The following is a 26,748-nucleotide window of genomic DNA, read 5'->3' on the forward strand; positions in this document are numbered from 1 at the left end:
CCGGTGCCGCCGTGACCTCAATCGATTGATGTCAGCCCGTAAAATCGCACCGCATTGCGGGAGAATATCCTCGCATCCGCGCTCAGCTCCGCGGGCAGGGCGCGCATCGTCGCCGCAAGCACGTCTGCATATTCACCGGCAATCCGGCACACCGGCCAATCGCTGCCGAACATCAGCCTTTCCGGCCCGAAACAGGCGAGCGCGTGGTGAACATAAGGCTGCAGGTCGCGGACGCGCCAACTTCCCGGCTCCGCTTCGGTAACCAGGCCGGAGAGCTTGCAGTGCACGTTCTCGAAACGGGCCACGCGCTCGATTGCCGCCCGCCAGGGATCCAGTTCGCCGGAGCCGATCGGCGGCTTCGACAGATGGTCGATCACCGCCTTCAGCCCCGGTATTTGCTCGAGCACCGTGGCGACATGGCCGAGATGGCGCGGATAGGTGAGGAAGTCGAATGCGACCCCGGCTTCGGCGATCGCCTTGAGGCTGCGTATCACCTGCGGGCGCACAATCCAGTCGTCGTCGGGCAGATCCTGCAGCATCGGCCGTATTCCGACAAATTTCGGCCTGTTCCGGTAGATCGACAGCTGCGCCTCGAAGTCGTCGCTTTCCAGATCGAGCCAGCCGACCACGCCGGCAATGAAATCCGTGGTTTCGGCAAGGTCGAGCAGGAAGTCGGTTTCGGCCTGCGTTTGGGCTGCCTGCACGACGATGGTTTTCACCACGCCGAACCGCTGCAACACGGGTGCCAGATCGTCGGGAAGGTAGTCGCGCAACAGGATATCGGGTGCGCCGCGCATCCAGTCGTAATCGTTGCGCCCCGGCTTCCAAAGATGATGATGCGCATCAACGATCATTTGATGTCCTCGTTCTGGTGCCGCCCGATGACCCGACCGGGCGAAGCCGGGGGGCGATTTTTTGCCTGGGATCGGCTCGCTTGACCTGATCATTATACTAGTATTTTATTCTTTTGAACCGGTGATTTTCAATTCGTTCTCGAACGACCTCACGGGAGGAGGCGCGAAAATGGGCAGCGTCTCGCTTCGCAGGCTCGATGATCGCGGTCGTGCGGCGTCGCGCAGCAATCATTTGGGCATCGCCGGTGGTTCGCATGAGGACGACGATGCGGCGGCGGGCCGGCCTCGTATCGACCTGTGGTACGTGCCGCTCGACGATTTCTCGCCGGCGGAACAGGCAGACTGCCTGCAACTCCTGAGCCACGATGAGCGGCAGCGTCACGGGTCTTTCAAAGCGGAATCGGCCCGCCAACAATATCTCGCCGCGCGGGGCCTCGTGCGGACCAGCCTGTCGCGCTATCGCGACATCGCGCCGAAGGACTGGCGCTTCGCGACCAATCGCCATGGCCGCCCCTATATCGCCGATTGCCACGGCGTCAGCGATCTGCATTTCAGCCTCTCGCACACCCACGGCATGGTCGTCTGCGCGGTGGGCGGCGTCGCCGAACTGGGCGTCGATGTCGAACACCGCGCCCGCATGGGGCCTGTCGACGATCTGGCCAAAAGCGTCCTCGCGCCGCCGGAACAGGTGCGTTTCGATGCCTTGGCGGCGGATCGGCGTGGCGCGTTCTTCTTCACGCTGTGGACCCTGAAGGAAGCCTATCTGAAGGCGCGTGGGCTGGGGATGTCGCTGCCGGTGGAGGGCGTCTGGTTCGACGTCGACGACGTGCGGCCGATGGTGCATTTCACATGCGCCATCGCGGACGATCCCGCGCGCTGGGCGTTTCGCAGCCTTCGATTGATGGGCTATGCCCTCGGCATCGCGGTGTCGACATCCATCGAACCGCATCTCGTGCTCAGGCGGACGCGCCCCATCAACCTGCCCGCGGGGTGGGAGCGCGGGCAAACCGCGTCCGGCGCCGGCTGAGGGCAAAACAATGATCCGGGCCGTCCACCTTGTTCGACGCATTCTATTATATTAGGATAACAACCTTGAGGCGTATCAGCGAAATGAGGGCCTTTGCTTGGAGGAATGCCTCTCCAGCGCAAGAAAGTCGCAACGCTGCAAACGCCAAACACGAGCCGGCTGGTTTGCCGTGGCGACCGGGCGGAGGAGGGGAGGTCGCTCGAACATGGAAGCATTCATCTTTCCGGGGCAAGGCTCGCAGCATCGCGGCATGGGAGGCGCGTGGTTCGAGCAAGAGGAATTCCGGAGACTTGAGAGCGAAATCGACCAGATTCTCGGCTATTCCATTCGCGCTCTGTGCCTCGAGGATCAGGACGGCCGGCTGAGACAGACCCAGTTCACGCAGCCCGCGCTCTATGTCGTCAACGCGCTGCACCATTTCGGTGCGGTGCGCGAGAACGGGCTTCCGTCATACGTGGCGGGTCACAGCCTGGGCGAGTTCAACGCGCTTTTCGCCAGCGGCGTGTTCGATTTTCACACCGGGCTCAGGCTCGTCAAGAAGAGAGGCGAACTCATGGGCCAGGCGCGCGGCGGCGCCATGGCCGCGGTGATCGGTCCGGATGCCGAAACGCTCGCCGGGCTGATCGAGGATCATGCGTTGTGCACGATCGACATCGCCAACCACAATTCGCCAAGCCAAACCATCATCTCCGGTCCCGAACGGGATATCGACGCTGCCGAAACGGCGCTCAAGCCGCATGTCGACATGTTCATTCCGTTGCCGGTCAGCGCGGCTTTCCACTCGCGCTACATGAAAGATGCCGCCGACGCGTTCCGCCTTGCCCTGGCGGATTACTCTTTCAACGCACCCCGGCTCGGCGTGATATCGAACGTCACCGCGAAGCCCTATCCGGCCGAAAACAGTTCCGTCGCGATCAAGGATCTGTTGGCCAGACAGATCACCAGTCCGGTCCGGTGGCAGGACACGGTTCGGCATCTGAGAAATCTCGGCGTCACCAAATTCACGGAAGTCGGACCGGGAAACGTTCTGACGAAGCTCGTCGCACAGGTTCACTGACACGCTCCAGGCAAGTCGAGACCGCGGCCGGGCGACGGTTATGCCTTGGCGAAGTCGCATGGTGGGAGACGATGGCAAACACACCCAAAACGAAAATCCCCGAAACGCCGGCGCGGCTGCTGCTAGACCGATGCTTTCAGGATGGCGCGCCGAAATATATCGTCGACATCGGCTTCGGCGCGGGCACTTTATCGCGTCACCTGGAGCGGGTTCTGCGGTCCGAGTATCGCCACCTGCCGTCCGGTTCGCTGCCGATCCTGATCGGCTTGAACCCCAGTCCCGACATCGACCATGCCGGTTCCTCCGCTCGCGTTGTCCCCGGTCTCTGCGACAGCGGTGCGATGCTTGCCGAACAACTGGCCGCGCTCGGCGTTACGGATCTCGAAAACGCTGCCTATATCCATGCTCCGGCCGTGGATACGGAACCCGACGCGGCAGCGATGGCGGCGGCAAGCCTGCTCTTCGATGCCGGCTCGTTTGGCACGTCGCTGAAGCGGCACGGCCTGACCGTTCTGGCCCAGCAATCCGCTTTGGAGCCGTCTTGCGCGATCGCTTGGATGCGCGATCCGCAACGATTGTTGCTGGCGCTGGGGGGCGGCGGGGTTTTTCCCGATGCCGGTCCAGCGTTCGAATTGGGGCAGATGGCGGATACGGACGCGTTCTCGGCCGTGCGCTTCAGGCATCGCGACTACAGCGTTCGTCTTGCCGCCAAGGCCGACCTGCCGGCATTGGCGGCGTTGGAAAAATCATGTTGGGCGGTCGGCAGCCGTGCCTCCTCGGCAATGATCCGCGGCCGGTTGACCCGCCATCCGGCCGGCCAGCTCGTGCTTGAAAACGAACGCGGTCTCGTCGGCGCCGTCTACTCGCAACGTGTTGTCGATGACGATTTCGGCGATTCGACGATGTTCACGGTCGGCAAGCTACACGAGGCCGCCGGGCCGCTGGCGCTGCTGCTCGCGCTCAACGTCCTGCCGGAAATGCAGGACAGGAGCTATGGCGATCAGCTTCTGGAGTTCATGCTCCAATATTGCGCGGCCACGCCGGGCATAGAGGCCGTGATCGGCGTAACGCGCTGCAAGGATTACGCCAAGCACGACGGTGTGGACCTGTCGCGCTACATCAAACTGCGGAACGAGCAGGGACGGCTTGTCGATACGGTGCTTCGTTTTCACGAGATGCACGGCGCCCGGATCGAAAGGCTGGTTGCAAACTACCGGCCACGCGACGGCGAAAACGGCGGTTTCGGCGTTCTGGTCAGGTATGAAGGGCGCCGCCAGCGCAAGGAACTGTCGGTCGACGCCACCGCAACGGCTGTCCCGGTCGGCGCGGACGAAATCGAGCCCTTCCTCGCCACGACGGTGGCGGCGATCCTCGGCGCTGGCGATGGCGCGCAGGTCGACGTCGCGCGCCCCCTGTTCGAGCTCGGCATGGATTCGGCTGACCTGCTCGATCTGCGGGAGCGTATTCGCGCGACGTTCGGCGTGCGGCTGGAGGCGACGTTCTTCGCGGAGTACGGCACGTGCGAGCATATCGCGAAGCACCTGGCGGAACGGTTTGCGCAGCCATCCGCCGGCCAGGATGGCGCCGGCGCGAAGCCGGCGCAGACGAACGCTTCGTCGGCTGCCGGCTCCCCGCCAGCCGAAAGACGCAAGACACCCGCGCCGAAAGGCGACGCGATCGCGATCGTGGGCATGGCGTGCAGGCTGCCGGGGGGGATCGAGGACCGGCACAGCTTCTGGAACGCGCTGCGCGACGGCAAGGACATGGTCGGTCGGATGCCTGCGGACAGATGGACGTGGCCCGCCGGGATCGACCCGGGCGGCAAGCATCGCGGTATCGACCGGGGCGGCTTTATCCACGGCGTCGACGAGTTCGACCCGTTGTTCTTCCGCATCTCTCCGAAGGATGCCGCGCTCCTCGATCCCCAACAGCGACTGATGCTGCAACTGGCCTGGTCGTGCATCGAAGATGCCGGGTATTCGGCGCACGCGCTCACCGGGACCAAGACGGGCGTTTATGTCGGGGCCAGCGGTTCGGACTATCAGTTGCGTCTCTACAGCGAACAGGCCGACCATATAGACGGGCATTTCGGACTCTCGACGTCCGTCGCCCTGCTTGCCAACCGCATCTCCTATTTCTTCGACTGGAACGGACCCAGCATCCAGATCGATACGGCCTGTTCCAGCTCGCTTGTCGCGGTCCACGAGGCGGTCTCGGCCATCAAGAGCGGCATGTGCGACCAAGCCGTGGCGGGCGGCGTCAACATCATGTGCCATCCGGCCAACAGCGTGGCCTTCTATTCGGCCGGCATGCTGTCCAAGGACGGGCGATGCAAGACCTTCGGCCGCGCCGCAGACGGTTATGTCCGCAGCGAGGGCGGCGTGGTGTTCCTGCTCAAGCCGCTGGACGCGGCTGTGGATGCGGGCGACCGCATTCACGGGCTTATTGCCGGGACGGCGGTCAACCATGGCGGTCAGACCGCGGGGCTGACCGTGCCGAGCAATGTCAGGCAGGCGGCGCTCATAAGACAGGCTCTTGCGCGCGCCGACGTACCGGCCGACACCATCACCTATGTCGAGGCCCACGGCACCGGAACGGCACTGGGCGACCCCACCGAGGTCAGGGGGCTTGCCGAAGCCTTCGCGGGCAGCCGCCGCGACATGGGGCAGCCCTATTGCGGGCTGGGCTCCGTGAAGACGAATATCGGACATCTGGAGGCGGCGGCCGGCGCGGCGGGCCTGTTCAAGGTGTTGCTCCAATTGCAGCATCAAACGCTGGTCCGGAGCCTGCATTGCGACCAACTCAATCCGCATATCCGGCTCGACGAGGGCCCGTTCTACGTCGTGCGCGACAGCCGGCCCTGGACCCCGTTGCAAGACGAGGACGGCGATGCGCTGCCGCGGCGGGCCGGCATCAGCTCGTTCGGCAGCGGCGGGGCAAACGCCCATCTCATCGTCGAGGAATATGTCGCGGAACTGGCTGGCGCAGCCGACCTTTCAGCAGGCACCGGAGCGCCGGCCATGGTGGTGCTCTCGGCCAAGACCGAGCAGCGTCTGGCGGAGCGCGCGCGGCAGTTGCTCGATGCGATCGCGACCTACCCGCTGGGCGACGAGCAGCTGGCGGCCGTCGCGTACACGTTGCAAGTGGGGCGACAGCCGATGGACGTGCGCCTGGGCTTCCTCGCGACCTCGATATCCGAACTCGAAGCAACCCTGCGCGCTTATCTGGCAGGCGATGCCGCGATCGAGGGCCTTCATCGCGGCAAGGCCGCCCGCAACGCGGATGCCCCGGGCGGTGCCGCAGCCGACAGTCGGGAAAACCTGGCGAAATGGGTCGAGAACGGCGAGCAGGCGAGGCTGCTCGAACTGTGGGTGAAGGGCGGGACGTTCGACTGGGCCGCGCTTTATCCAGAAAACAAGCCAGCCCGCCTCGCGCTGCCGACCTATCCGTTCGCCAGGGAGCGCTATTGGTTGCCGCCGAAACCGAACGCGGTCCAGGCGCGACCCGCCGCGGACGCGCCGGAGGCCGCGCGCGCCGATTTTTCGCACCCGCTTGTGCAGGCGCATGCGTCCGAGCTGGCGGAGCGGCGCTTCCTGACACGCTTTGGCGGCGACGAGTTCTTCCTCTCCGATCATGTGGTGCAAGGGCGGCGCGTGCTTCCGGCCGTTGCCTATTTGGAGATGGCGCGCGCCGCCGTGGCGCAGTCGGGCACAGAGACGTCGTGGCGGGCGGGGATCGAACTGAAGGACGTGGTGTGGGCGCAGTCGATTACGGTCGACGCCGCCGCGCTCGACGTCGCGATCGACCTCTCCGCGCGGGACGGTGCGGTCATGGCGTGGATGGTGTCGACCCAAGCTGCCGGGGGGCGGGACGACGAACGCATCGTGCATTGCCAGGGGCGGGCCGCGCCTTTGGCCGAACGCGAAGCCCCGGTCGTCGACATAGCGGCGCTGCAGGCGCAATGCCGGTCGACATCGATCCCGGCAGATGCGTGTTACGAGCGTTTCCGACGAATCGGCCTGGACTACGGCGCGGCGCAACGCAGCGTCGCCGAACTGTCCGTCGGGACCGATCGGCATGGACGCAGGCAGGTCCTGGCGCGGCTGAACTTGCCCGATCCGGTGCGGGACGACGCGGCGCTCTATGTGCTTCATCCGAGCATTCTGGACGGTGCCTTGCAGGCGGCGCTCGGTCTGGAACTCGCGCGGGCCCAGCAGGACGGCCTGTCGCTACCCTTCGCGGCCGAAGCGGTCGCCGTGTTCGGCCCGAGTCCGTCCAGCGGCTGGGCTTGGGTGCGCGATAGCGCCGGCGGCGATGCGTCGCGCACGCTGCGCAAATTGGACATCGATATTTGCGACGACGACGGGCGAACCAGCGTGGCGCTGCGCGGCTTCACCATGCGGGCGGCGCCTCAGGGCGAGGAACAGCGCCCCGCGACGATGCCGAGCGATAGCGATGCGGTGACGCTGACGCCGGCGTGGGAGGCGACCGATCCCGCGTGGGGCGACATATGGCCGGCGACCGCGGACATGGTGGCCGTTATCGGCGGCAGCGCCGCGCGCCAGGCCGAATTTCGCGCCGCCTATCCGCAAGCGCGCCTAATCGAGCTCGACCAGGCATCCGGCATGGAGGCGATCGAGGACCGACTTCGCGAGGCGGGCGCCATCGATCACGTCGTCTGGCTTGCGCCGGACGATCCGTCGTCCCTGTCCTTGGGTGAGGGGATGATCGAAGGCCAGCGGCGCGGCGTTCTGCAGTGTTTTCGCCTCATCAAGGCACTGCTCAAGCTTGGATATGGCGACAGGCCGCTGGGATGGACGGTGGTCACGACGCAATCCCTGCCGGTCGAGCGCGGCGAGGACCTGAACCCCACCCACGCCGGTGTGCACGGTCTGATAGGCTCGATGGCGAAGGAATATCCGACCTGGCGGGTTCGTCTTCTCGATATGCCCCGCGACGAAGGCTGGCCTGTCGCCGATGTGTTCCGCTTGCCTGCGGACAGGCACGGCAACCCGTTGGGATACCGGCACGGCGAGTGGTATCGCCGCGTCCTCCTACCCACCCGGCTCGACGGTTCCGGCCCGAGCCCGTATCGGCGCGGTGGCGTCTATGTCGTGCTAGGGGGCGCCGGCGGCATCGGCGAGGTCTGGACCGAGTACATGATCCGCGCCTATCGGGCGCAGGTGGTGTGGATCGGCCGGCGCGCCAAGAATGCCGAAATCCAATCGAAGATCGATCGCCTTTCCGCGCTCGGTCCGGCACCGGACTATCATGTTGCCGACGCGTCGGACGAAGCGGCCCTCGCGCGGGTACGCGATTTGATCAGGCACGCGCACGGCCAGGTCCATGGCGTGGTCCATTCGGCGATCGTCCTCAACGATTCCAGCTTGGCCAGAATGGAGGAAGCGGCCTTCCTGGAGGCACTTTCGGTCAAGGTCGACGGTAGCGTACACCTGGCGCGGGTCTTCGGTCGCGACCCTCTCGACTTCGCCCTGTTCTTCTCGTCGATGCTGAGTTTCAAGGCTCCGCCGGGACAAAGCAACTACGCCGCCGGCTGCGCCTTCAAGGATGCGTTCGCGCATCGTCTGGCTCAAGATCTGCCATGCGCCGTCAAGGTGATGAACTGGGGGTATTGGGGGTCCGTAGGCATCGTCGCCTCACAGGCGTATCGCGAGCGCATGGCGCGGCTCGGGCAAGGCTCGCTGGAGCCCGAGGAAAGCATGGCCGGGCTGGAACTGCTTTTGCGTGCAGGGCAGGATCAGGTCGTGTTGCTGAAGCCGACACGGCCGTTCGCCGACGAAGATGGAGTCGCCTCGGACGAGGTGAGCGTCCATCCGGCACCGTATCCGTCGACGCTTGCGGGGCTGCAAGCCTCGGTCGCGACACGGGCGCAAGAGATGCGGCCAGAAAGGGCGGCGGGTTTTGAAGAGATCGAGCGGTTGCTGCGCCGGCTGCTCTGGGCCCAACTGTGCACGCTCGGATTTCCGGCCTCGCCCACGGACTTTGCCGGGATCAAGGCTGCCTTGGGACTTCGCGATCTCTACGACCGATGGCTGGCGGAGAGCCTGACCGCTCTCACCGACGCCAACTACCTTGCGTACGACGGGACGGTCTATTGGCGGCTGGCATGTCCCGAGGCAGACGAGGCGGCGGCCTGGCGGGAGTGGGAGGCGCGTCGGAGCCTCTGGCTGTCGGAACCGGCCATGGCGGCCAATGTCACACTCCTCGACAAGACCATGCGCGCCCTGCCCGATATTCTAAGCGGCGCGACGCGGGCGACGGACATCCTCTTTCCGAACGCCTCGATGGCGCTGGTCGAGGGATTTTACAAGGACAATCCCGTCGCCGACTACTTCAACGAGATCGTGGCGACCACGGTCGTCGGCTTCATCGAGCAGCGGGCCGCGCAGGACCCGATGGCGCGCATCCGCATTCTGGAAGTCGGCGCCGGCACCGGCGGCACCAGCGCGCGTATCCTGGAGCGGCTGAAGGGGTATCGGGACCGTATCGACGACTATTGCTATACCGACCTTTCACGGGCCTTCCTCGTGCATGGCGAACGCGTTTTCGGGGCGGAGAATCCGTATTTTCGGACCCGGATCTTCGATGTCGAAAAGCCGATCGCCGATCAGGGCTTCGATGGCGGTCAGTACGATCTCGTCGTCGGGACCAACGTTCTGCACGCCACCCGCAACATCCGACGGACCTTGCGCAATGCCAAGGCCCTCCTGCGCGGCAACGGCCTGTTGTTGCTCAACGAGATCGTCGAGACATCGCTGTTCCTGCATCTCACCTTCGGCCTTCTCGAGGGTTGGTGGCTGTCGGAAGACAAGAGCGTAAGGCTGAAGGGCTCGCCCTGCCTGTCCGCGGATGCCTGGCGGCGCGTTCTCAAGGGCGAGGGCTTCAAGGCGGTGCTCTTTCCCACATCGCAGGCGGTCGGGCTGGGGCAGCAAGTGGTGGTCGCTGAGAGCGATGGGCTTGTGCGCCAGCAGCGGCACGAGCCTGCCGGTGGCGCAGAGGTGGCGCCGGTCCCGCCGCCCCCGGCGTCCCGCCCGCCGCAGGAGAGACCGAACGAAAGCCATGTCCGCGAGATAGTGGTCGATAAGATCGCGCAATCGCTGGGTATGGCACGCGCGCGGATCGAGAGCGACCGGCCGTTTTCGGAATACGGGTTCGATTCGATCGTCTCCGTCGGATTGGTCAACGAGCTCAACCAGGCGCTCCATATCGATCTGCCGACGATCGCGATCTTTGATTTCAATACGGTCGATCGTTTGTGCGAGAAGATTTGCACCGACTTCGCCGACACACTCCGGCCCGAGACCGCGGCCGCCGAAGATCGGAGGCGCGCCGATCCTGAGGCAGCGATGCAGGACGCGGCGATCGGAATGCCGGCCGCTGCCCCGTCCCGAGCGGGCGGCGATATGCAGGCGGACCATGTCCGCGACGTGGTGCTCGACAAGGTCGCGCAATCGCTGGGCATGGCGCGCGAGCGCATCGAGAGCGACCGGCCGTTTTCGGAATACGGGTTCGATTCGATCGTTTCGGTGGGGCTGGTGAACGACATCAACCAGGCGCTGGGTATCGATCTGCCGACGATCGCGGTCTTCGATTTCAACACGGTCGACAGGCTTTGCGCGAAAATCTGCGCGGATTTCGGTCAATCGATCGCGGTATCCGCCGGCGACGCCGCACCAGCGGCCGAGCCGGCGGCTCAAAATGTCCAGTCGTCCCCCAGCACCGTCGTCGAGTTGAAGAACATCCTCGCGCGTGGTCGCAAATCCAAACACGCCGACGCGCCGCGACCGGCGCTCTCCGTGGCGGTGAGTCTGCCGAAATTCCATCACGTCCTTCTGACGAATCCCGGTCGGATCGACGATATCCGCCTGGTCGAGGGCACCCTGCCGGACCTCGAGCCGGATCAGGTCCGGGTTGCCGTCCACGCATTTTCTTTGAATTTCGGAGACTTGCTGTGCGTCTCAGGCATGTACCCCACCATGCCCAGCTATCCCTTTACGCCCGGTTTCGAGGCGAGCGGTGTCGTCGCGTCGGTCGGCAGTGCGGTCACGGCGGTCGCGGCGGGCGACCCGGTGATCGCCGTGATGGGAGAACGGCTCGGCGGGCAGGGAAGCGTCGTCACCTGCCGCGAGACGCAGCTGCTCCGCAAGCCGGACACGGTCAGCTTCGAGGAGGCCAGCGCGTTCCCGATCGTCACATCGACGATGGTCGGCGCTTTCAGCAAGGCGGAACTGCGCAAGGGGGAACGGATCCTGATCCAGTCCGCCGCCGGCGGGACCGGCCTCGTCGCCGTACAGATGGCGAAGCATCGAGACGCGGAGATATTCGCCACTGTCGGCTCCGACCGGAAGATCGCGTATCTGAAGGAACTCGGCGTCCATCACGTGTTCAACTATCGCGCCAACGATTTCGAGGACGAGATCGGGCGGCGCACCGCCGGCAGGGGGGTCGACGTGGTGATCAACACATTGCCGGCAGATGCCCTGCAAAAAGGCATCAGATGCCTGTCGCTCGGCGGGCGCTACGTCGAACTCGCCATGACGGCGCTGCGGTCGGCGAAGTCGGTGGACCTTTCCATCATGAACAACAATCAGAGCTTTCACAGTCTCGATTTGAGGCGCTTGCTGCTTGATAATCCGGCGGCTGCGATGGCCTATATGAAAGACGGTCTCGACCTGCTTGCGAACCGAACCGTGTCGCCAACGATCGGAAAAATCTTCGAGCTCGAGGAAATCGTCGCGGCCTACCGGCATCTGGCCTCGCGCGAAAGCGTCGGCAAGATCGTTGTCCGTGTCCCGGATTCTTATCGGCAGGGCGAGCTCGGGCCGCACGGCGTTGCGATGTTCGACGCGGGCACCCGGTCCGCGTAACGGCGTTGACAAGCAGGCGTCGAGGCGAGGCCATCCTCCGGCCGCAGTGACGACGAGGGAGGCTTTCCGGGCGGCGGAGGAACCGGTTCGCCGTCCGGAAAACCTTCAAACCAATAAGCCGGAACCGATCCGCGCTTCGGTGAAATGCCGGCCGGCTCGAGGGCGGCCGGCACGGCGGTCAAGCGGTCAGTGCCCGCCGGTCCGAAGGCTCCGCCACCGGTCGGTTCTCTGTCGACCTGATATGTGCCGCAAGCTCGGCGACCGTCTGGTGCTTGAGCAGTTCCTTGGGCGACAACGATTTCGACAGACGCTGCTCGATGAGCATGATCAGCCGGACGGCCATGACGGAATCGAGCCCCACGGACGGCAGCGGCGTGCGCGGGTCNCGATTTCGACAGACGCTGCTCGATGAGCATGATCAGCCGGACGGCCATGACGGAATCGAGCCCCACGGACGGCAGCGGCGTGCGCGGGTCGAGCTCGTCGAGCTTGAGCAACTCCCGGACGATCGCGACGAGATCGCCTTCCAGGCCTTCATCTTGGCTTCGGCCAGGTGGCGTCGCAGGCTGACGATCCGGAGTTGCGGCAACCGCCTCGCCACCGGATCGGCTCGAAAGCAATCCGCTCACGAGATCGAGATGTTGCATGATCCGGTTGCGGTCGCCGTGCATGGCCAGGATATCCGTGACGGGCTGGGCCATGACATTGCGCAAGGCGCGCACGCCGGTGTCCGCATCCATGAATTGGTAACCGAGCGACTGGAACCACGCGTCGACGGTTTCGGTGACGTATTTGTCCCATTTCCAGCGCGACCAGCTGACGGCGTAGCTGCGCCCGCGCCGGCGTCCGGCCGCGACCTCGCGATTGCGCCAGTTGGCGAAGGCATTCTGGAATGCGCATGCGTAGGCATAGTCCGCTCCCCCGGCAAAACCCAACGCGGCGAGCGAGGAGAAGGCGACGATAAAATCGAGGTCCAGTTCGGCGGTGGCCAGGTCCAGATTGACGCTGCCCACCACTTTGGACGCGATCACCGCGGAAAAATCCTCCCAGCGCTTGTTGTAGATGTAGGCGTCGTTGTGCGCGGTGACCAAATTGACGATGCCGTTCAAGCGTCCGTGGCGGCCGACGATGTCGGTTACCAACGCTTGCGTCTGCGCGAGGTCCGCTATGTCGCATGGGACATAGACCAGGCGGTCGGAGCGGCCTGCCTTGCGTGCCAGCGCGTCAACGCGATCCTTGACGACGCCGGCGAGCGGTGAACGGCCTGTGATGACGAAGGTCGCATCGACCTCGCGCAGCAGCCTCTCAACCAGCCGACAGCCCAGTTCGCCGGCACCGCCCGGGCAAAGATAGACGCCGTCGTCGCGGAACCACAGGCCGTCTTCCGGCCGTCGCTCGGGTACGGATGCGGGCTGAAGGCCGTAGACCTGGCGCACGCCGTCGAAGCGGACGGTCTGCGGCGACGCCGCAGGCACAGCAACGAGCTCGAGGGCGACGAGGCGCCGCCAGTCCTGTCCATTGAGATCGCCGAAATAGAGCGAATGGAGCTTCAGCCGTTCGTTTTCGAGGAAGGCGGACTTGGCGAGCGCGGGAAGAGCATCGTCCGCGGGATTGGCGCCGAAGTCGCGGCCGGCGACATGGAAGATGTCGATCTGTCGACCGAAGGAGCGTTCCATCAGCTCCTTCGTCAGTTCGAACAGGATATGAACCTCGTCGGCACGCGCTGCAACGTCCGCCGCTGCAGGCAGAAGCACGATCAGGTCCGGGGCGTTGTCCCCGGCGTTCCAGCTTTCGAGCGACGGTTGGGGCACGACCGCGCGCCCGTCGATCAGCGAGGTGACCAGTTTCGCCGTCGACGGAAGCACGCTGCGCAGGATCGGCGCGAACGTGGCGATCTGTTCGTTGTCGCGGCCGATCACCCAGATGGATTTTCCGTCGAGCCGCCGCGAAGGCCCCGCGGCCGCCTCGCGCCAGCCGGGCTGCAGGTAGATCATCCCGGCCGGTTCGTCGCTGTCGTCGTCGGCCGGCCGCGCTTCGAACCAGCAGCTTCGCTCCGGCCATGGCGAAACCGGCAGCGGCAGCCGCCGCGCCTCGGGAATGTCCGGCCAGTCGACGCTGCCGCCGTCCAGCCACTGCCCGACATGTGCCGGCCAGGTTCGGCATGCCGCCGAGCCCTTGATCGCGACGGTTGCGGGCAGCGGCTGGCCGGAGGCGATGGCCTCGAGCCCGCGCAGCAGTTCGGATCGTGACGACGCGCGCACGACGGCGCGGGCAGGGCGGGTTTCGTTTCTTTGCTGCAGGGTGAAGGCGACATCGCAGAGCTCGGCGTCCATGCCGCCCGCGTGCTCGGGCGCGCGAACGATCCGCGCCAATGCTGCGGCATAGGCCTTCAGGCGATCGGGGTCGGACGCCGCGACCGGAACGAAGACCTCTGCGGCAAGCTCCCGGTTTGGCGCGGGCGCGACATGCTGCTGCACGACGACGGAAGCATTCGCGCCGCCGAAGCCGAAGGAATTGACGATGGCGGCGCGGGCTCCGCCGGAGGCGTTTACGGGCCAGGGACCGGTTTCGGCCTGGAGAACGAAACCGTCGTCGAGCACGACGCGCGGATTGAGGCTGCGGAAGTTGGAAAGCCCGGGTAAAGCCCCGTGTTTCAGCGAAAGCAGCACGTTGATGACCCCGGCAATCCCCGCCGCTGGTTCCAGATGGCCGATATTCGTCTTCACCGAACCAACCGCGCAGGCAGACGGTTGCTGGCCGCGTTGTCTCCTCAAGCTGCGGAAAGCCTCCTTCACGCCCTCCATCTCGATCGGGTCGCCGAGTTCCGTGCCGGTTCCATGCATCTCGACATAGGATATGTCGTCCGGCGAGAGTTTTGCGTCGTTGAGTGCGCGCATGACGAGGTCGGCCTGCGCCGGGCTGTTCGGAGCGGTGAGGGAAGCCGCCTTGCCGCCATGATTGACCGCCGTGCCTTTGACGACGCCGTAAATGTGGTCGCGGTCGCGCAACGCCGCCTCGAACGGCTTCAGCAGCACAACGCCGACGCCTTCCGCCCGCACGTAGCCATCCGCATCGGCATCGAAGGTGCGACATTGCCCGGTCGGAGACAACACGCCGAGCTGCCGGCCCATCACAAACAGATCCGGCGTCAGGAGGAGGTTGACGCCGCCGGCCAAGGCAAGGTCGCATTCGCCGTTGCGGATGGCCCGAACGGCATTGTGAAGCGCGACGAGGCTGCTCGAGCAGGCTGTATCGACCGCCTCGCTGGGACCATGCACGTCCAGGAGAAACGATACCCGGTTGGCAACCATTGCATGGGCGCTGCCGGTCAACACTTGTGCGCTCGACATGCCCTTCTGGTCGAGAAGCTTCTGGTAGTCCTGGAACTGGACGCCGGCGAAAACGCCGACCGATCCGCCGGCCTGCCCATTCGGGTCGTAGCCCGCATCCCAGAGCGCCTCCCATGCCGTCTTCAGGAACAGGCGATGCTGCGGGTCCATGAGTTCGGCCTCATAGACCGAGATGCCAAAGAACTCGGGCGCGAAAAGGTCCTCGCCGTCGATGAAGCCGCCCCATCTGACGTCGGTGCGGCCGGGATCGCGCAGCGGATCGCCCGACAGGGCCCGCCAGTCCCAGCGCCGCTTCGGAACTTCGCGGATGCAATTCCTGGCGCCGAGCTGGTTGGCCCAGAACTCCTCCTTCGACGCCGCGCCCGGCAGCCGGCACGCCAGGCCGATAACGGCGATGTCGCGGCTGCGGTCGGTTTGCGGCGCGGCGGGCCCGGCGCTCGCTTGTACCGGCAATTCCAGGCTTTCCGAACGGGGGTCTTGTTCGGCGATATGCGCGCTCAGCGCCTGCAGCGTCGGGTGGGCAAAAAGCGACACGGCATCGATCCGCATGCCGAAGCGATCCGAAAGCCGCGCTGAAAACAGCTTGAGCGCGGCGGAATCGAAGCCGAGATTTCCGAGCGCCTCATCCGGGTCGAGATCGTCGGCCGATATGTCCAGTATCGCGGCCGCCACCGCTTTCACCGCTTCCAGATAGTCGCGACTTTCCCGGCCGGCGCCGTTTCCTTCCACTGCGTTCATTGCTTCGCCTCGTCATCGGTTTTCGAACCTATCGACCCCTGCCGCAGCCCTTGCCCGTCAAGCCACGGGCTGCAATCTCGAGCGGAACCAGATACGCGAGCGCGCGAAAGGATAGCCGGGTGCGGAGACACGCCGTCGCTGGCCGCGAGTGTAAAGGCTGGCGAAATCCACTTTTTCGCCATCCACCCACTGTTGAGCGAAGCGCACCGTCGATTCCGTGAGTTCGTCGCGCGGTGCGACGGCGGGCAGCGGAGCGCGCCCCTTGCGCAGGATGTCGGAATCCTCGTCGCCGGCCTCCAGCCGGGCGAGCAGGTCTTCAAGGCTTGGCCAGTCTTGTGCGACAAGCGCCAGCCGGACCGGGAACGGGGTGCGTCCGACTTGAAACGTGTAGACGAAATCGTCGAAGTGAGGCCTGCGGTCGCCTGTCTCGCCTCGGCTTTCGGCCAGCGATTTCACGAACCGGTGCAGCCTTTGCGCATAGCGGCGCAGGCCGGCCTCGTCCTTGGCCGACAGTGGCAGAACCGGGAGCGCTGACGAGACCTGATTGTCGGCGCCCGCGTTCGTTTGCCGGCGTTCCTCGAGCACCGCATGTCCCAGGGCCCCGCCGAAGCCAAAGGAATTGATTGCCGCGCGGCGGGGAACCGCGCTGCCGTCCGGGCCGCGCGGCGTCTGCCAGTCTTCGGTTTCGCGTACGAAGCGAAAGGGCGTGCCGTCGGTCTCGCACATCGGGTTGACGGTGGTCAGATGGGGATTGCCGGGGATCTTCCCGTGCTGCATCGCCAACAGCACCTTGATCACACCGGCCAGGCCGGAGGCCGTTTCCACGTGGCCGATATTGGCTTTGACCGAGCCGATACGGCAATGCGGCTGCCCGTCTTGCGCCTGGCCGGCGGTCAACGCGCCGTAAGCCTGGCTGATGGCATTGAACTCGATGGCATCGCCCAGGGGCGTGCCCGTGCCGTGCGCCTCGATGTAGCTCACCGAGCGCGGATCGACACCCGCGCGTCGCCAGGCCTTCACCATGAGCTGTTTTTGGGCGACCGCGTTCGGCGCGGTCAGCCAGTTGGCGCGGCCGCCATGGCTGATCGCAGAACCGATCAGCAGCCCGTAGATGTGGTCTCCGTCGGCTTCGGCGTCGTCGAGCCTTTTCAAAAGCAACGATGCCGCCCCCTCGCCGCGGGCATAGCCGTTACCGGCCGCGTCGAAGCTTTTCGTGCGGCATTCGGGGCTCAGGGCGCCCTCTTCCTTGAGCGACAGCGACAGCGTGGAGTGAAGAATGAGATTCACCGCGCCGACGATCGCAGCCGTGCAATCGCCGTTGCGCAGCGCCTGCGCGGCCAGGTGCAGGGCCGCCAGCGACCCGGAACAGGCGGTGTCGACGGCGAGGCTGGGACCGGTCAGGCCGAGCGCGAAGGACACCCGGTTGGACACGATCGAGGTGGCGACGCCCGTCGCCAGTTTGGCGTGGGCGGCGGTTCCGTCACGGTAGAGAAGTTCCTCGTAGTCGGACTTGCCCGCCGCAAAGAACACGCCCGTTTCGTCGCGGCCCAGATCGGCCGCCCGGTAGCCGGCATCCTCGACGCAATGCCAGGCGGACTCCAGCGCCAGACGCTGGAGAGGGTCCATCAGCCTGGCTTCTTCCTCCTGGATGCCGAAAAAAGCGGCGTCGAATGCATCGACGTCGCGGATGAAACCGCCTTCGCGAACGCCGGCCGCCTCCGCCTGCCCGGCCGCATTGGCCGGCCAAAACCGGTCGTCGGGAGGCGGGCCGACGCAGTCGCGACAGTCGATCAGGTTTTGCCAGTATTCGTCGAGCGTTTCGCAGGCGGATCCCGGAAAGCGTGCGTGGATGCCGACCACGGCGACCGGGTCGAGCCAATGCTGGTCCCTGTTCGGCGTCGGCACGCCATGATGCTGGCTGCCGGTTGCGAAGCCGCCGTCGGGTGCGGTCCCCTTCACCCGTGTCGTCCCTTCGGACTTCCGCTCACCAGTGCCATGCGAAACACCTCGTCTCCAGATGGATGGGAACGCGCCAGCGGGCATGGCGCGATGCTGTACGTGCCGGTCGAGTGCCCCACGTCGGTCGGACCGGAAGGGGTCGGGCTCCGCGAGCCGCGACGCGTTGCGAAAACCCGGCGTCACGCGGGACATTTACCTGAATTACACTAATATAACAGAAGTGGCGATGTAAACCCGCCAATCGTCCACCGAGCGCGGGGTTGGGGCACCGTGGCGGGGAGGCGCCGGACGCGTCATCCGGGCCGGACAGCTCTCCACGGCGCCGCGGGGGGGCTGAATTGGTTATGGCGAAGCGCTCCAGCAGAGCCTCGCGGTCCGCCGACGCGCGCGACGCCGTTTTCCGGCCGAAGGGCCCTATCGCGGCCCGCAAAACGCCGTGTGCAGCGCTTCCACGATCGTCAGCACCTCGGGGCGCGTGATGCGATAATGGACGGTCGTGCCGTCGCGCCTGGCCTCGACCAGCCCGGCCCCTCTCAGCCGCATCAGCTGTTGCGACATCGGCACCTGGGCGATGTCCAGTTCGGCGCGCAGTTGGGCGACGGATTTCTCCTCCGCGCCCAATGCGCAAAGCACCAGGAGCCGCTGAGGATGCGACAGGCTGCGCATGAGCTCTGCGGCGTCATGCGAGGCGGGGATCATTTCTTTTACATTCATAATCTTGAATTTATAATGTTTGAATGTTATATGCAAGCATGACGACGTCGTTCGTTCGGAGCGTTTGCCTCCGCGGACATGCCGGAGCCCCGGATGCTCGCGCAATGCGAGATTTGAGCCGGATCAAAGCACCGCCGTGTCACGGGTGGCAGACATAGCAAAATTTCGGCGCTTTCGCCTGGAGGAAGAGCTCATGTCGCATATCGTCATTCTCGGTGCCGGCCTGGGCGGCGTCATCATGGCCTATGAGATGAGGGAGAAGTTGGGTCCGTCGGACGAACTGACGGTTGTCAATCTCGGCGCTACCTATTCCTTCGTGCCTTCCAATCCCTGGGTGGCGGTTGGTTGGCGCAAGCCGGAAGAGATAACCGTCGCGTTGGAACCGATCTTCAAGCAGAAGGGGATCGTGCTCAAACCGCAGGGCGCCCGGCGCGTGCTTGCGCCCGAAAACCGGGTCGAGCTCAATGACGGCACTGTCGTCGACTACGACTATCTGATCATTGCCACCGGCCCCGATCTCGCCTTCGACGAGGTGCCGGGGCTGGGTCCCGACCACCATACCCAGTCCGTCTGCCAGACCGATCACGCGGTGGAGGCCAAGAAGGCCTTCGATGCGCTCGTGGTGCGGCCGGGGCCGATCGTGGTCGGCGCCGTGCAGGGCGCCTCCTGCTTCGGCCCAGCATACGAATTCGCCTTCATCCTGGACACGGCGCTTCGCCGGGCCAAAAAACGTGACCAGGTGCCGATCACCTTCGTCACGCCCGAGCCCTATATCGGCCATCTCGGGCTCGACGGGGTGGGCGACACGAAGGGCTTGCTCGAAAGCGCCATGCGCGAGCGCCACATCAAATGGATTACAAACGCCAAGGTGACCAGGGTTGAGTCGGATCGGATGTATGTCGAGGAGGTCGACGAGGCCGGCGCGACGCGGACGAAACACGAACTTCCCTTCGCCTTTTCGATGATGCTTCCCGCGTTTCGCGGCGTGCCCGCCGTTTACGGCATCGAAGGGCTCGTCAATGCGCGCGGCTTCGTCACCGTCGACAAATATCAGCGCAACGAGGCCTATCCCAACGTCTTTGCCATCGGCGTGGGCGTGGCGATCCCGCCGGTCGGCAAGACGCCGCTTCCCGTCGGCGTGCCCAAGACCGGCTTCATGATCGAATCCATGGTCACCGCGACGGCGGAAAACATCGCCGCGCTTGTCAGGGGAGAAAAGCCGAGTGCGGTCGCCTCCTGGAACGCGGTGTGTCTGGCTGATTTCGGCGACGAGGGCATTGCCTTCGTGGCGCAGCCGCAGCTTCCGCCGCGCAACGTCAACTGGTCCTCGCAGGGCCGGTGGGTGCATGCGGCCAAGATCGGCTTCGAGAAATACTTCCTGCACAAGGTCCGGCAAGGCAAGGCGGAAACCCTTTACGAGAACCTTGCTCTGCACATGCTGGGCATCGACAAGCTCAAGGAAATCGAACTCGAGCCGGGCGAATGAACGCGCGGCCCAATCCAAGGAGAATGACTATGACCCTCGATCGTATCGTCATGATGTTTGCCGGCTTCATGGTGCTCGCCTCCCTGGCGCTCGGCTTTTATGTCTCGCCCTACTGGTATCTGCTGACCGCCTTCGTCGGCCTCAACCTGATGCAGGCGTCGCTCACTGGTTTCTGTCCGGCCGCCATGGTCTTCAAGAAACTCGGCGTGAAGCCGGGCGTGTCGTTCAAATAGGGCGGCATCCATGTCGCGATCCCGCCCTCCTGTCCTCGCCGTTTTGATGCTTTTCGTCGGCGCCACGACCGCCGCCGCCGACGAGTTCTCGGTCGAGACCCTGTCGATCCCGGAAATGAAGGCCGTGTTCGGCCAGGTAAAGAGCCGCACCGTGGTGCCGGCGCGGTCGCGGACCGGCGGCACGATCCGCGCGATCCATGTCACCGAGGGCAGCGAAGTCGAAGAGGGGCAGGTCGTCGCCATCGTCGTCGACGAAAAGATCACGCTCGAGCTCGACGCCGCCCAGGCAAGGATCAAGGAGGTCGCCTCGCAACTCGACAACGCCAGGACGGAGCTGGAGCGGGCCGAACAGCTCTTCGCCCGCGGCGTCGTCTCCCAGGGGCGTGTCGATTCGGCCAGGACGCAGTTCGACGTGGCGACCAATCAGTTGACGGCCGCCGAGGCGGCGCGGGCGGTCATCGAACAGCAGGCCCGCGAGGGAGAGGTGCTTGCGCCGGCAACCGGCCGCGTGCTCACCGTTCCGGTGACGTCGGGCTCGGTCGTGCTTCCGGGCGAGGCGGTCGCGCGCGTCGCCACCGGCCGCTACTACCTCCGGCTCTCCCTGCCGGAACGGCATGCCGCCACCATCGCGCAGGGCAGCACCGTCCTGCTCGGCCGGCGCGGCTTCGGCGATGCGTCCGAGGCGGAGGCGGAGAGGCAAGGCCGCATTGCCAAGGTCTATCCGGAAATATCGGAAGGCCGTGTCATCGCCGATGTCGAGGTCGAAGGCCTCGGCGACTATTTCGTCAACGAGCGCACGCTCGTGCGTATCCCGGTCGGCCGCCGCAGCGCCGTCGCCGTACCGCCGGCGGCGGTCACCACCCGCCACGGCATCGACTATGTCGCGCTTTCGACCGCCGACGGCGTCGTCGAGGTCGCCGTCATCCTCGGCGAGACCTTTTTGGGCGATGATGGACCGCGCGTGGAAATTCTCACAGGCCTGCGCGACGGCGACAAGGTGCTCCTCCCATGAAGCTCGGTATCGCCGGCTTGCTGACGCGGGCGTTCATCGCCTCGCCGCTCACGCCGCTCTTCCTCATCACCGCGTTTGCGCTCGGCCTCGTCGCCCTCTTCACGCTGCCGCGCGAGGAGGAGCCGCAAATCTCCGTGCCCATGGTCGACATCCATGTGGAGGCCAACGGGCTCAAGGCGGAAGATGCCGTCAAACTTGTCACCGAACCGCTGGAATCGATCGTCAAGAGCATCGACGGCGTCGAGCACGTCTACTCGCAGACCAGGGACGACGGTGCGGTCGTCACCGCCCGCTTTCTGGTCGGCACCAGCGCTGACGCGGCCATCCTGCGCGTGCACGACAGGGTGCGGGCAAACATGGACCGTATTCCCTACGGTATCCCCGAACCGCTGATCGTCGGCCGCGGCATTGATGATGTCGCGATCGTCGTCGTCACGCTGACGCCGACGCCCGAGGCCGCCGGACGCTGGACGACCAATGGGTTGTCGCGCCTTGCACGCGAACTCCAGGTGGAGGTCGCCAAGCTCCCGGACATCGGCCTCACCTATATTGTCGGTGAGCAGCCGGAGGAGGTCCGCGTCGAGGCGGACCCGGAAAAGCTCTCGCTCTACGGCGTCACGCTGCAACAGCTTGCGGGCAAGGTGGAGGGCGCCAACCGCTCGTTCCAGGCCGCCCTCGTGCGCGAGGATGGAAAGCAGCGCACGCTGCTCGCCGGCCAGACGCTGCAGACACAAAGCGAAATCGGCAACCTGCTTCTCACCGCCCGCGATGGCCGGCCGGTCTATGTGCGCGACGTGGCCGACATCGTGCTCGCCACGGAGCCGAACGAAACCCGCGTGAGCGAGCTGCGCAAAACGGGAGAAGGGCTTCAGCGCCTGCCTGCCGTCTCGCTCGCCATCGCCAAAAGGCCGGGCACCAACGCGGTGAGCATCGCCGAGAGTATCATCCATCGGCTGGAGCAGGTGCGCGGTCAGATCTTCCCCGACGACGTGGATATGACGATCACGCGCGACTATGGCGAGACGGCCAACGAGAAGGCCAACGAGCTTCTTTTCCACCTCGGGCTCGCCACGGTCTCCATCGTGCTCCTCGTCGCTTTCGCGATCGGCTGGCGCGAGGCGCTGGTGGTGGCGGTGGTAATCCCCACGACCATCCTGCTCACCCTCTTTGCCTCCAACGTCATGGGCTACACGCTCAACCGCGTGAGCCTGTTCGCGCTCATCTTTTCCATCGGCATCCTGGTGGACGACGCCATCGTGGTGATCGAGAACATCGCCCGCCACTGGGGCATGAACACCGGTCGCTCGCGCGCGCTCGATGCCATCCTCGCCGTGGCCGAGGTCGGCAACCCGACCATCGTCGCCACGCTTACGGTGGTGGCGGCGCTGCTGCCGATGCTGTTCGTTTCCGGCCTGATGGGCCCCTATATGAGTCCGATCCCGGCCAACGCCTCGGCCGCGATGGTCTTTTCCTTCTTCGTCGCCGTCATGCTGACGCCCTGGCTGATGCTGAAATTCGTGGGTCGGGCCGAAATCTCGGAACATGACGGCCAGGGCGGACGTCTGGGCCGGGCCTATGTCGCGGTGGCCCGGCCCATCCTGAAATCGCGCTTCCGAGCCTGGACCTTCATCATCATCGTGGGCATCGCCACGCTCGCCTCGCTCGGGCTCTTCTACACCAAGGACGTGACGGTGAAGCTGCTGCCCTTCGACAACAAGGCGGAGCTTCAGGTGGTCGTCGACCTGCCGGAGGGCGCCTCGGTGGAGGATACGGACCGCGTGCTCCAGCAGGTGGCGGTGAGGCTGGCCTCCATTCCGGAGGCCGTCTCGTTCCAGACCTATGCCGGTACCGCCGCTCCGTTCAACTTCAACGGGCTGGTGCGCCACTATTATCTGCGCGCCTCGCCGGAACTGGGCGACGTCCAGGTCAATCTGCTGCCCAAGGACAAGCGCGAACGGGAGAGCCACGCCATCGCGCTCGACATGCGCGCGCGTCTGGCGGGGCTCGACATGCCGCAGGGGACGGCGCTGAAGGTGGTCGAGCCGCCGCCCGGACCACCGGTGCTGGGCACGTTGCTGGCCGAGGTCTATGGCCCCGATCCCGAGGTGCGGCGGGCGGTCGCGGCCAAAGTGCGCGAGGCTTTCGAGAGCGTGCCCTTTATCGTCGATGTGGACGATTCCTATGGCGTTCGCCAGGAGCGCGTGCGGATATCGATCGACCAGGACAATCTCGAATATCACCGCGTCGAGCAGGCGGATGTCTATGACACGATCCGCTCGCTTTATGCGGGCTCGACCGTCGGCTATTCGCATCGCGGCGGCGGGCGGTCGCCGATCCCCATCAAGGTGGCGCTCGCCAAGGGCGACAGGATCGTGAACGAGCGGGCGCTCGCCACGCCGGTGCCCGCCAATGCCCTGCCTGGCGAGCGCGGCGTCATCGAGCTCGGCGACGTGGTGACGGTGACACGCGAGCCCGCCTCCTATCCCATCTTCCGCCACAACGGGCGGGCGGCCGAAATGGTGACGGCGGAACTGGCCGGTGCCTTCGAGGCGCCGGTCTATGGCATGATGGCCGTCGGCGAGGCGATCGAACAGGCCGATTGGGGCGACGTGCCGAAGCCGGTGATCGCTCTCAACGGCCAGCCCGACGACGAGGCGCATCCCACACTGTTGTGGGACGGCGAGTGGGAAGTCACCTGGGTCACCTTCCGCGACATGGGCGCGGCCTTCATGGTGGCGATCCTCGGCATCTATATTCTCGTGGTCGCCCAGTTCGGCTCCTTCAAGTTGCCGCTGGTCATCCTGACGCCGATCCCGCTCACCTTTATCGGCATTATGGTGGGGCACTGGCTGTTCGGCGCGCCGTTCTCGGCCACCTCGATGATCGGCTTCATCGCCCTCGCCGGCATCATCGTGCGCAACTCCATCCTGCTGGTCGATTTCATCCGCCATGCCCGCGCGCCCGAGCGGCCCCTGCTCGACGTGCTTCTGGAAGCCGGCGCCATCCGCTTCAAGCCGATCCTGCTGACCGCCGTCGCCGCGATGATCGGCGCGGCGGTCATCCTCGCCGATCCGATCTTCCAGGGGCTCGCCATTTCCCTGCTTTTCGGGCTTGCCTCCTCGACCGCGCTCACCCTGCTCGTCATCCCGGCGATCTATGTGGCGCTCAGGGGCGGGCAGAAAGGCGAGTCCGCACGGCAAGACGCAAGCTCGGCCGGAGATCTTCCGCCCACCGGCCAAGAGGCCTCCGAGCCGGCCTGAAACCTATACCGGCATGAGGCGATAGACGCCGTAACCCACCACCAAGGCCAGGAGGGTAAAGCCGGCGAGGGCAAGGGAGAAGCGGGGCGGCGCGACTGCGGCTGCCAGTGCCACGCGGGTAATCGCATTGGCTGCCAGCGCAGCCAACACCGCCTGTCCCGCAACCGTGGCGTCGATCGAACCTCCCACCAGGCGGATCGCGCCGAGTACGGCCACGTCGACGTCAAGCGCGCCGGAAAGCGAGGAGGTGGCAACGAGACCGCTGATGCCGGAAATTTTGGAGAGAGCCGCGCCCGCGGTCGCCACCATTCCGAAGAACAGGGCAAACAGCAACAGTGGCGCCAGGTCGAATGGATTGCGTGCTGGCGCATCGCCCATCTTGCCGCCTTTGCGGAACAGCAGCATGCCGCAGGCGCCGAAGCTCAGCGCCGCCGCCAGCGCCGGTGCGGCGACTGTCGGAAAGACGCTGGGCTCGATCAGCGTAATCACCAGCGCCACGCGCAGGATGGAAACCATCGCCGCGAGCGAGGCGGCACCGGCCAGCGGCATCGGCCTGGCGCCCTCCTTGGCCGCGCTGCGTGCGATTGCGACCGTCATTGCCGTGGAGGAAACGACTGCGCCGGCCAGTGTGCTGACGAGAAGGCCGCGGGCTTCGCCGAACAGGCGTATGGCGATGTAGCCGAGGAAGGAAATGGCAGCGACAAGGACGGTGAAGAGCCAGATTTCCCAAAGGTTCAGACCGCCCCACGGATCGATCGTCCTGTTGGGAAGAAGCGGCAGGACGACCGCCGTCATGACCGCGAGGATGAGCGCGGAGCGCAGTTCGATCCAGGTCAGTCGCCGCAAGAGCCCGTGCAGCACCTCACGACTGGCAAGCACGCCGGCAAGCGCCGCGCCGCCCGCCGCCGCGGCGCGATAATCGCCTGCAACCGCAAGGGCCCCCAGGGCGAAGACGCCGAGCCCGGCGACGACACTGGTGACGCTGTAGTCCTCGTCGTGAACCGATTCGCGGGCCTTGTACCATGCAAGGATGAAGGCAAAGCCGATGAAGCCGGCGACGAGGACGGCGTTCGAGCCCGACGCCGCGGACAAGGCGGCGAAGACGCCGCCCAAGAGGCCGAAAATCCCGAAAGTGCGGATTCCCGCGGTGCGGCTGTGGTCCGGCGCGTCGCGTTCCCGCCAGCCCCGTTCCAGCCCGACCAGAAGGCCGATGGCAAGGGCCAGTCCAAATTTCGCGATCAGGGGATCCATCGAACCGCTCAGGCGGCCGGCGACAGCCGGTCGTGGACCCAGCGCACGATCTGGGCGGTGGACATGGCGCCAGACGTGCGGGCCACTTCCCGCCCGCCGCGGAACAGGATCATGGTGGGAATGCCGCGGATGCCGAGTTTCGCCGCCACCGCCTGCTCCGCGTCGGAATTAAGCTTGATCAGCCGCACCCGCGGCTCCAGCTCGGACGCGGCCGCCTCATAGGCGGGCGCCATCATCTTGCACGGTCCGCACCAGGGCGCCCAGACGTCGACCAGCACGGGGATGGTGCCGCGGGTGAGCTGGCGCTCGAAGACATCTGCGCTCACGTCCATCGGACGGGCAGTGAAAAGCCTTGTCCCGCACTTGCCGCATTTCGCTTCAAGCGCCGGTCGCGAACCGGGCACGCGGTTCACCCCGCCGCATTCGCTGCACACGACGAGTTTCTCGCTCATTGCGAGGCTCCTCCTCTGCCTGAGATGAGTGACGCAAACCCATCATAACGGGCGCTGGTCGTCTTGGCGCCGAACTGCGCGGCAACCCCGCCGGGTTCGCGGGCGGCATCGTCGACAACGGCGAATAATACCCCGTCGTGCCCTGACATGGTTTGATCCTGGTCAACGGCAGCGTATCAAAGCGCTACGGCGGGTGTCTCTCCGCTCCGCTCGGGCAGGTCCGTGACGGGATGCCGGGGCTGAACTGGGCGCGAGAGTGCGGTAGACACGCAAATCCGACGCGGCGTGAGCCGTCGTTGGGCCGAAGCGTTCGCGCAGAGGCTTGCGTTCGCCGGTCCGCGCCGCGCGCGGCAGCGGTCGGGAAAACCGGGCGTTCCCGCAGCGTATGTTTGAGGCTATCGATGGCCGCGGCCTTGTCGTGGCGCTCCGTCTCCGGTGTATCCAAAAAACTATGCGTTCAGAAACAG

13 protein-coding genes are annotated in these 26,748 nt (G+C 65.5%); 7 read left to right on the forward strand and 6 right to left on the reverse strand.

The window, feature by feature from the left end:
- Positions 1–17 precede the first annotated feature (17 nt).
- Positions 18–854, reverse strand: a complete 837-nt coding sequence (locus tag EP380_RS20690) for an amidohydrolase family protein (protein ID WP_127600464.1) — start codon at positions 852–854, stop codon at positions 18–20.
- Between the two features lie 169 nt (positions 855–1,023).
- Between EP380_RS20690 and EP380_RS20695 the strand changes: the two genes are divergently transcribed.
- The 3 genes from EP380_RS20695 (at position 1,024) to EP380_RS20705 (ending at position 11,826) form a co-directional block, all read left to right on the forward strand.
- Positions 1,024–1,881 carry a 4'-phosphopantetheinyl transferase family protein gene (locus EP380_RS20695; protein WP_106573134.1) on the forward strand — a complete coding sequence of 286 codons (858 nt, stop codon included), beginning with the start codon at positions 1,024–1,026 and terminating at the stop codon, positions 1,879–1,881.
- A 205-nt stretch (positions 1,882–2,086) separates the two neighbouring features.
- Positions 2,087–2,938, forward strand: coding sequence for an ACP S-malonyltransferase (gene fabD, locus EP380_RS20700; protein ID WP_127600466.1), 852 nt, complete (start codon positions 2,087–2,089; stop codon positions 2,936–2,938).
- Entirely contained in the window at positions 2,836–11,826 is an 8,991-nt protein-coding gene (locus EP380_RS20705) for an SDR family NAD(P)-dependent oxidoreductase (protein WP_127600467.1), read from the forward strand. The genes fabD and EP380_RS20705 overlap by 103 nt, the downstream gene beginning before the upstream one ends.
- Here EP380_RS20705 and EP380_RS20710 read toward each other — a convergent pair.
- From EP380_RS20710 to EP380_RS20720, 3 genes are all read right to left on the reverse strand, one after another.
- The gene (locus tag EP380_RS20710; RefSeq protein WP_127600469.1) at positions 11,760–15,914 is read right to left on the reverse strand and encodes an SDR family oxidoreductase; all 4,155 of its coding nucleotides are present in this window, start codon (positions 15,912–15,914) and stop codon (positions 11,760–11,762) included. The genes EP380_RS20705 and EP380_RS20710 overlap by 67 nt on opposite strands.
- Positions 15,915–15,971: 57 nt before the next feature.
- On the reverse strand, positions 15,972–17,873 hold the full coding sequence (locus EP380_RS20715) for a beta-ketoacyl synthase N-terminal-like domain-containing protein (protein WP_164749934.1): 1,902 nt from the start codon (positions 17,871–17,873) through the stop codon (positions 15,972–15,974).
- A 414-nt stretch (positions 17,874–18,287) separates the two neighbouring features.
- A complete protein-coding gene (locus EP380_RS20720) occupies positions 18,288–18,587 on the reverse strand; it encodes an ArsR/SmtB family transcription factor (protein ID WP_127600473.1) in 300 nt (99 codons plus the stop codon).
- 193 nt (positions 18,588–18,780) lie between these two features.
- Between EP380_RS20720 and EP380_RS20725 the strand changes: the two genes are divergently transcribed.
- From EP380_RS20725 to EP380_RS20740, 4 genes are read left to right on the forward strand one after another with little or no spacing between them, the layout of a single operon-like run.
- Entirely contained in the window at positions 18,781–20,073 is a 1,293-nt protein-coding gene (locus EP380_RS20725; protein ID WP_127600475.1) for an NAD(P)/FAD-dependent oxidoreductase, read from the forward strand.
- 29 nt (positions 20,074–20,102) lie between these two features.
- Positions 20,103–20,306, forward strand: coding sequence for a YgaP family membrane protein (locus tag EP380_RS20730; protein WP_106573128.1), 204 nt, complete (start codon positions 20,103–20,105; stop codon positions 20,304–20,306).
- Between the two features lie 10 nt (positions 20,307–20,316).
- Positions 20,317–21,318, forward strand: a complete 1,002-nt coding sequence (locus tag EP380_RS20735; protein WP_106573127.1) for an efflux RND transporter periplasmic adaptor subunit — start codon at positions 20,317–20,319, stop codon at positions 21,316–21,318.
- Positions 21,315–24,578: an efflux RND transporter permease subunit gene (locus tag EP380_RS20740; RefSeq protein WP_127600477.1), complete on the forward strand. Its 3,264-nt coding sequence runs from the start codon at positions 21,315–21,317 to the stop codon at positions 24,576–24,578. The genes EP380_RS20735 and EP380_RS20740 overlap by 4 nt, the downstream gene beginning before the upstream one ends.
- Positions 24,579–24,581: 3 nt before the next feature.
- Here EP380_RS20740 and EP380_RS20745 read toward each other — a convergent pair whose 3' ends face one another.
- A complete protein-coding gene (locus EP380_RS20745) occupies positions 24,582–25,829 on the reverse strand; it encodes an MgtC/SapB family protein (RefSeq protein WP_127600479.1) in 1,248 nt (415 codons plus the stop codon).
- 8 nt (positions 25,830–25,837) lie between these two features.
- Positions 25,838–26,281, reverse strand: coding sequence for a thioredoxin TrxC (gene trxC, locus EP380_RS20750; protein WP_106573124.1), 444 nt, complete (start codon positions 26,279–26,281; stop codon positions 25,838–25,840).
- Positions 26,282–26,748: the final 467 nt, after the last annotated feature.

Origin of the sequence: Nitratireductor alexandrii (assembly GCF_004000215.1) — a bacterium.
GTDB classification, from domain to species: Bacteria; Pseudomonadota; Alphaproteobacteria; order Rhizobiales; family Rhizobiaceae; genus Mangrovimarina; species Mangrovimarina alexandrii.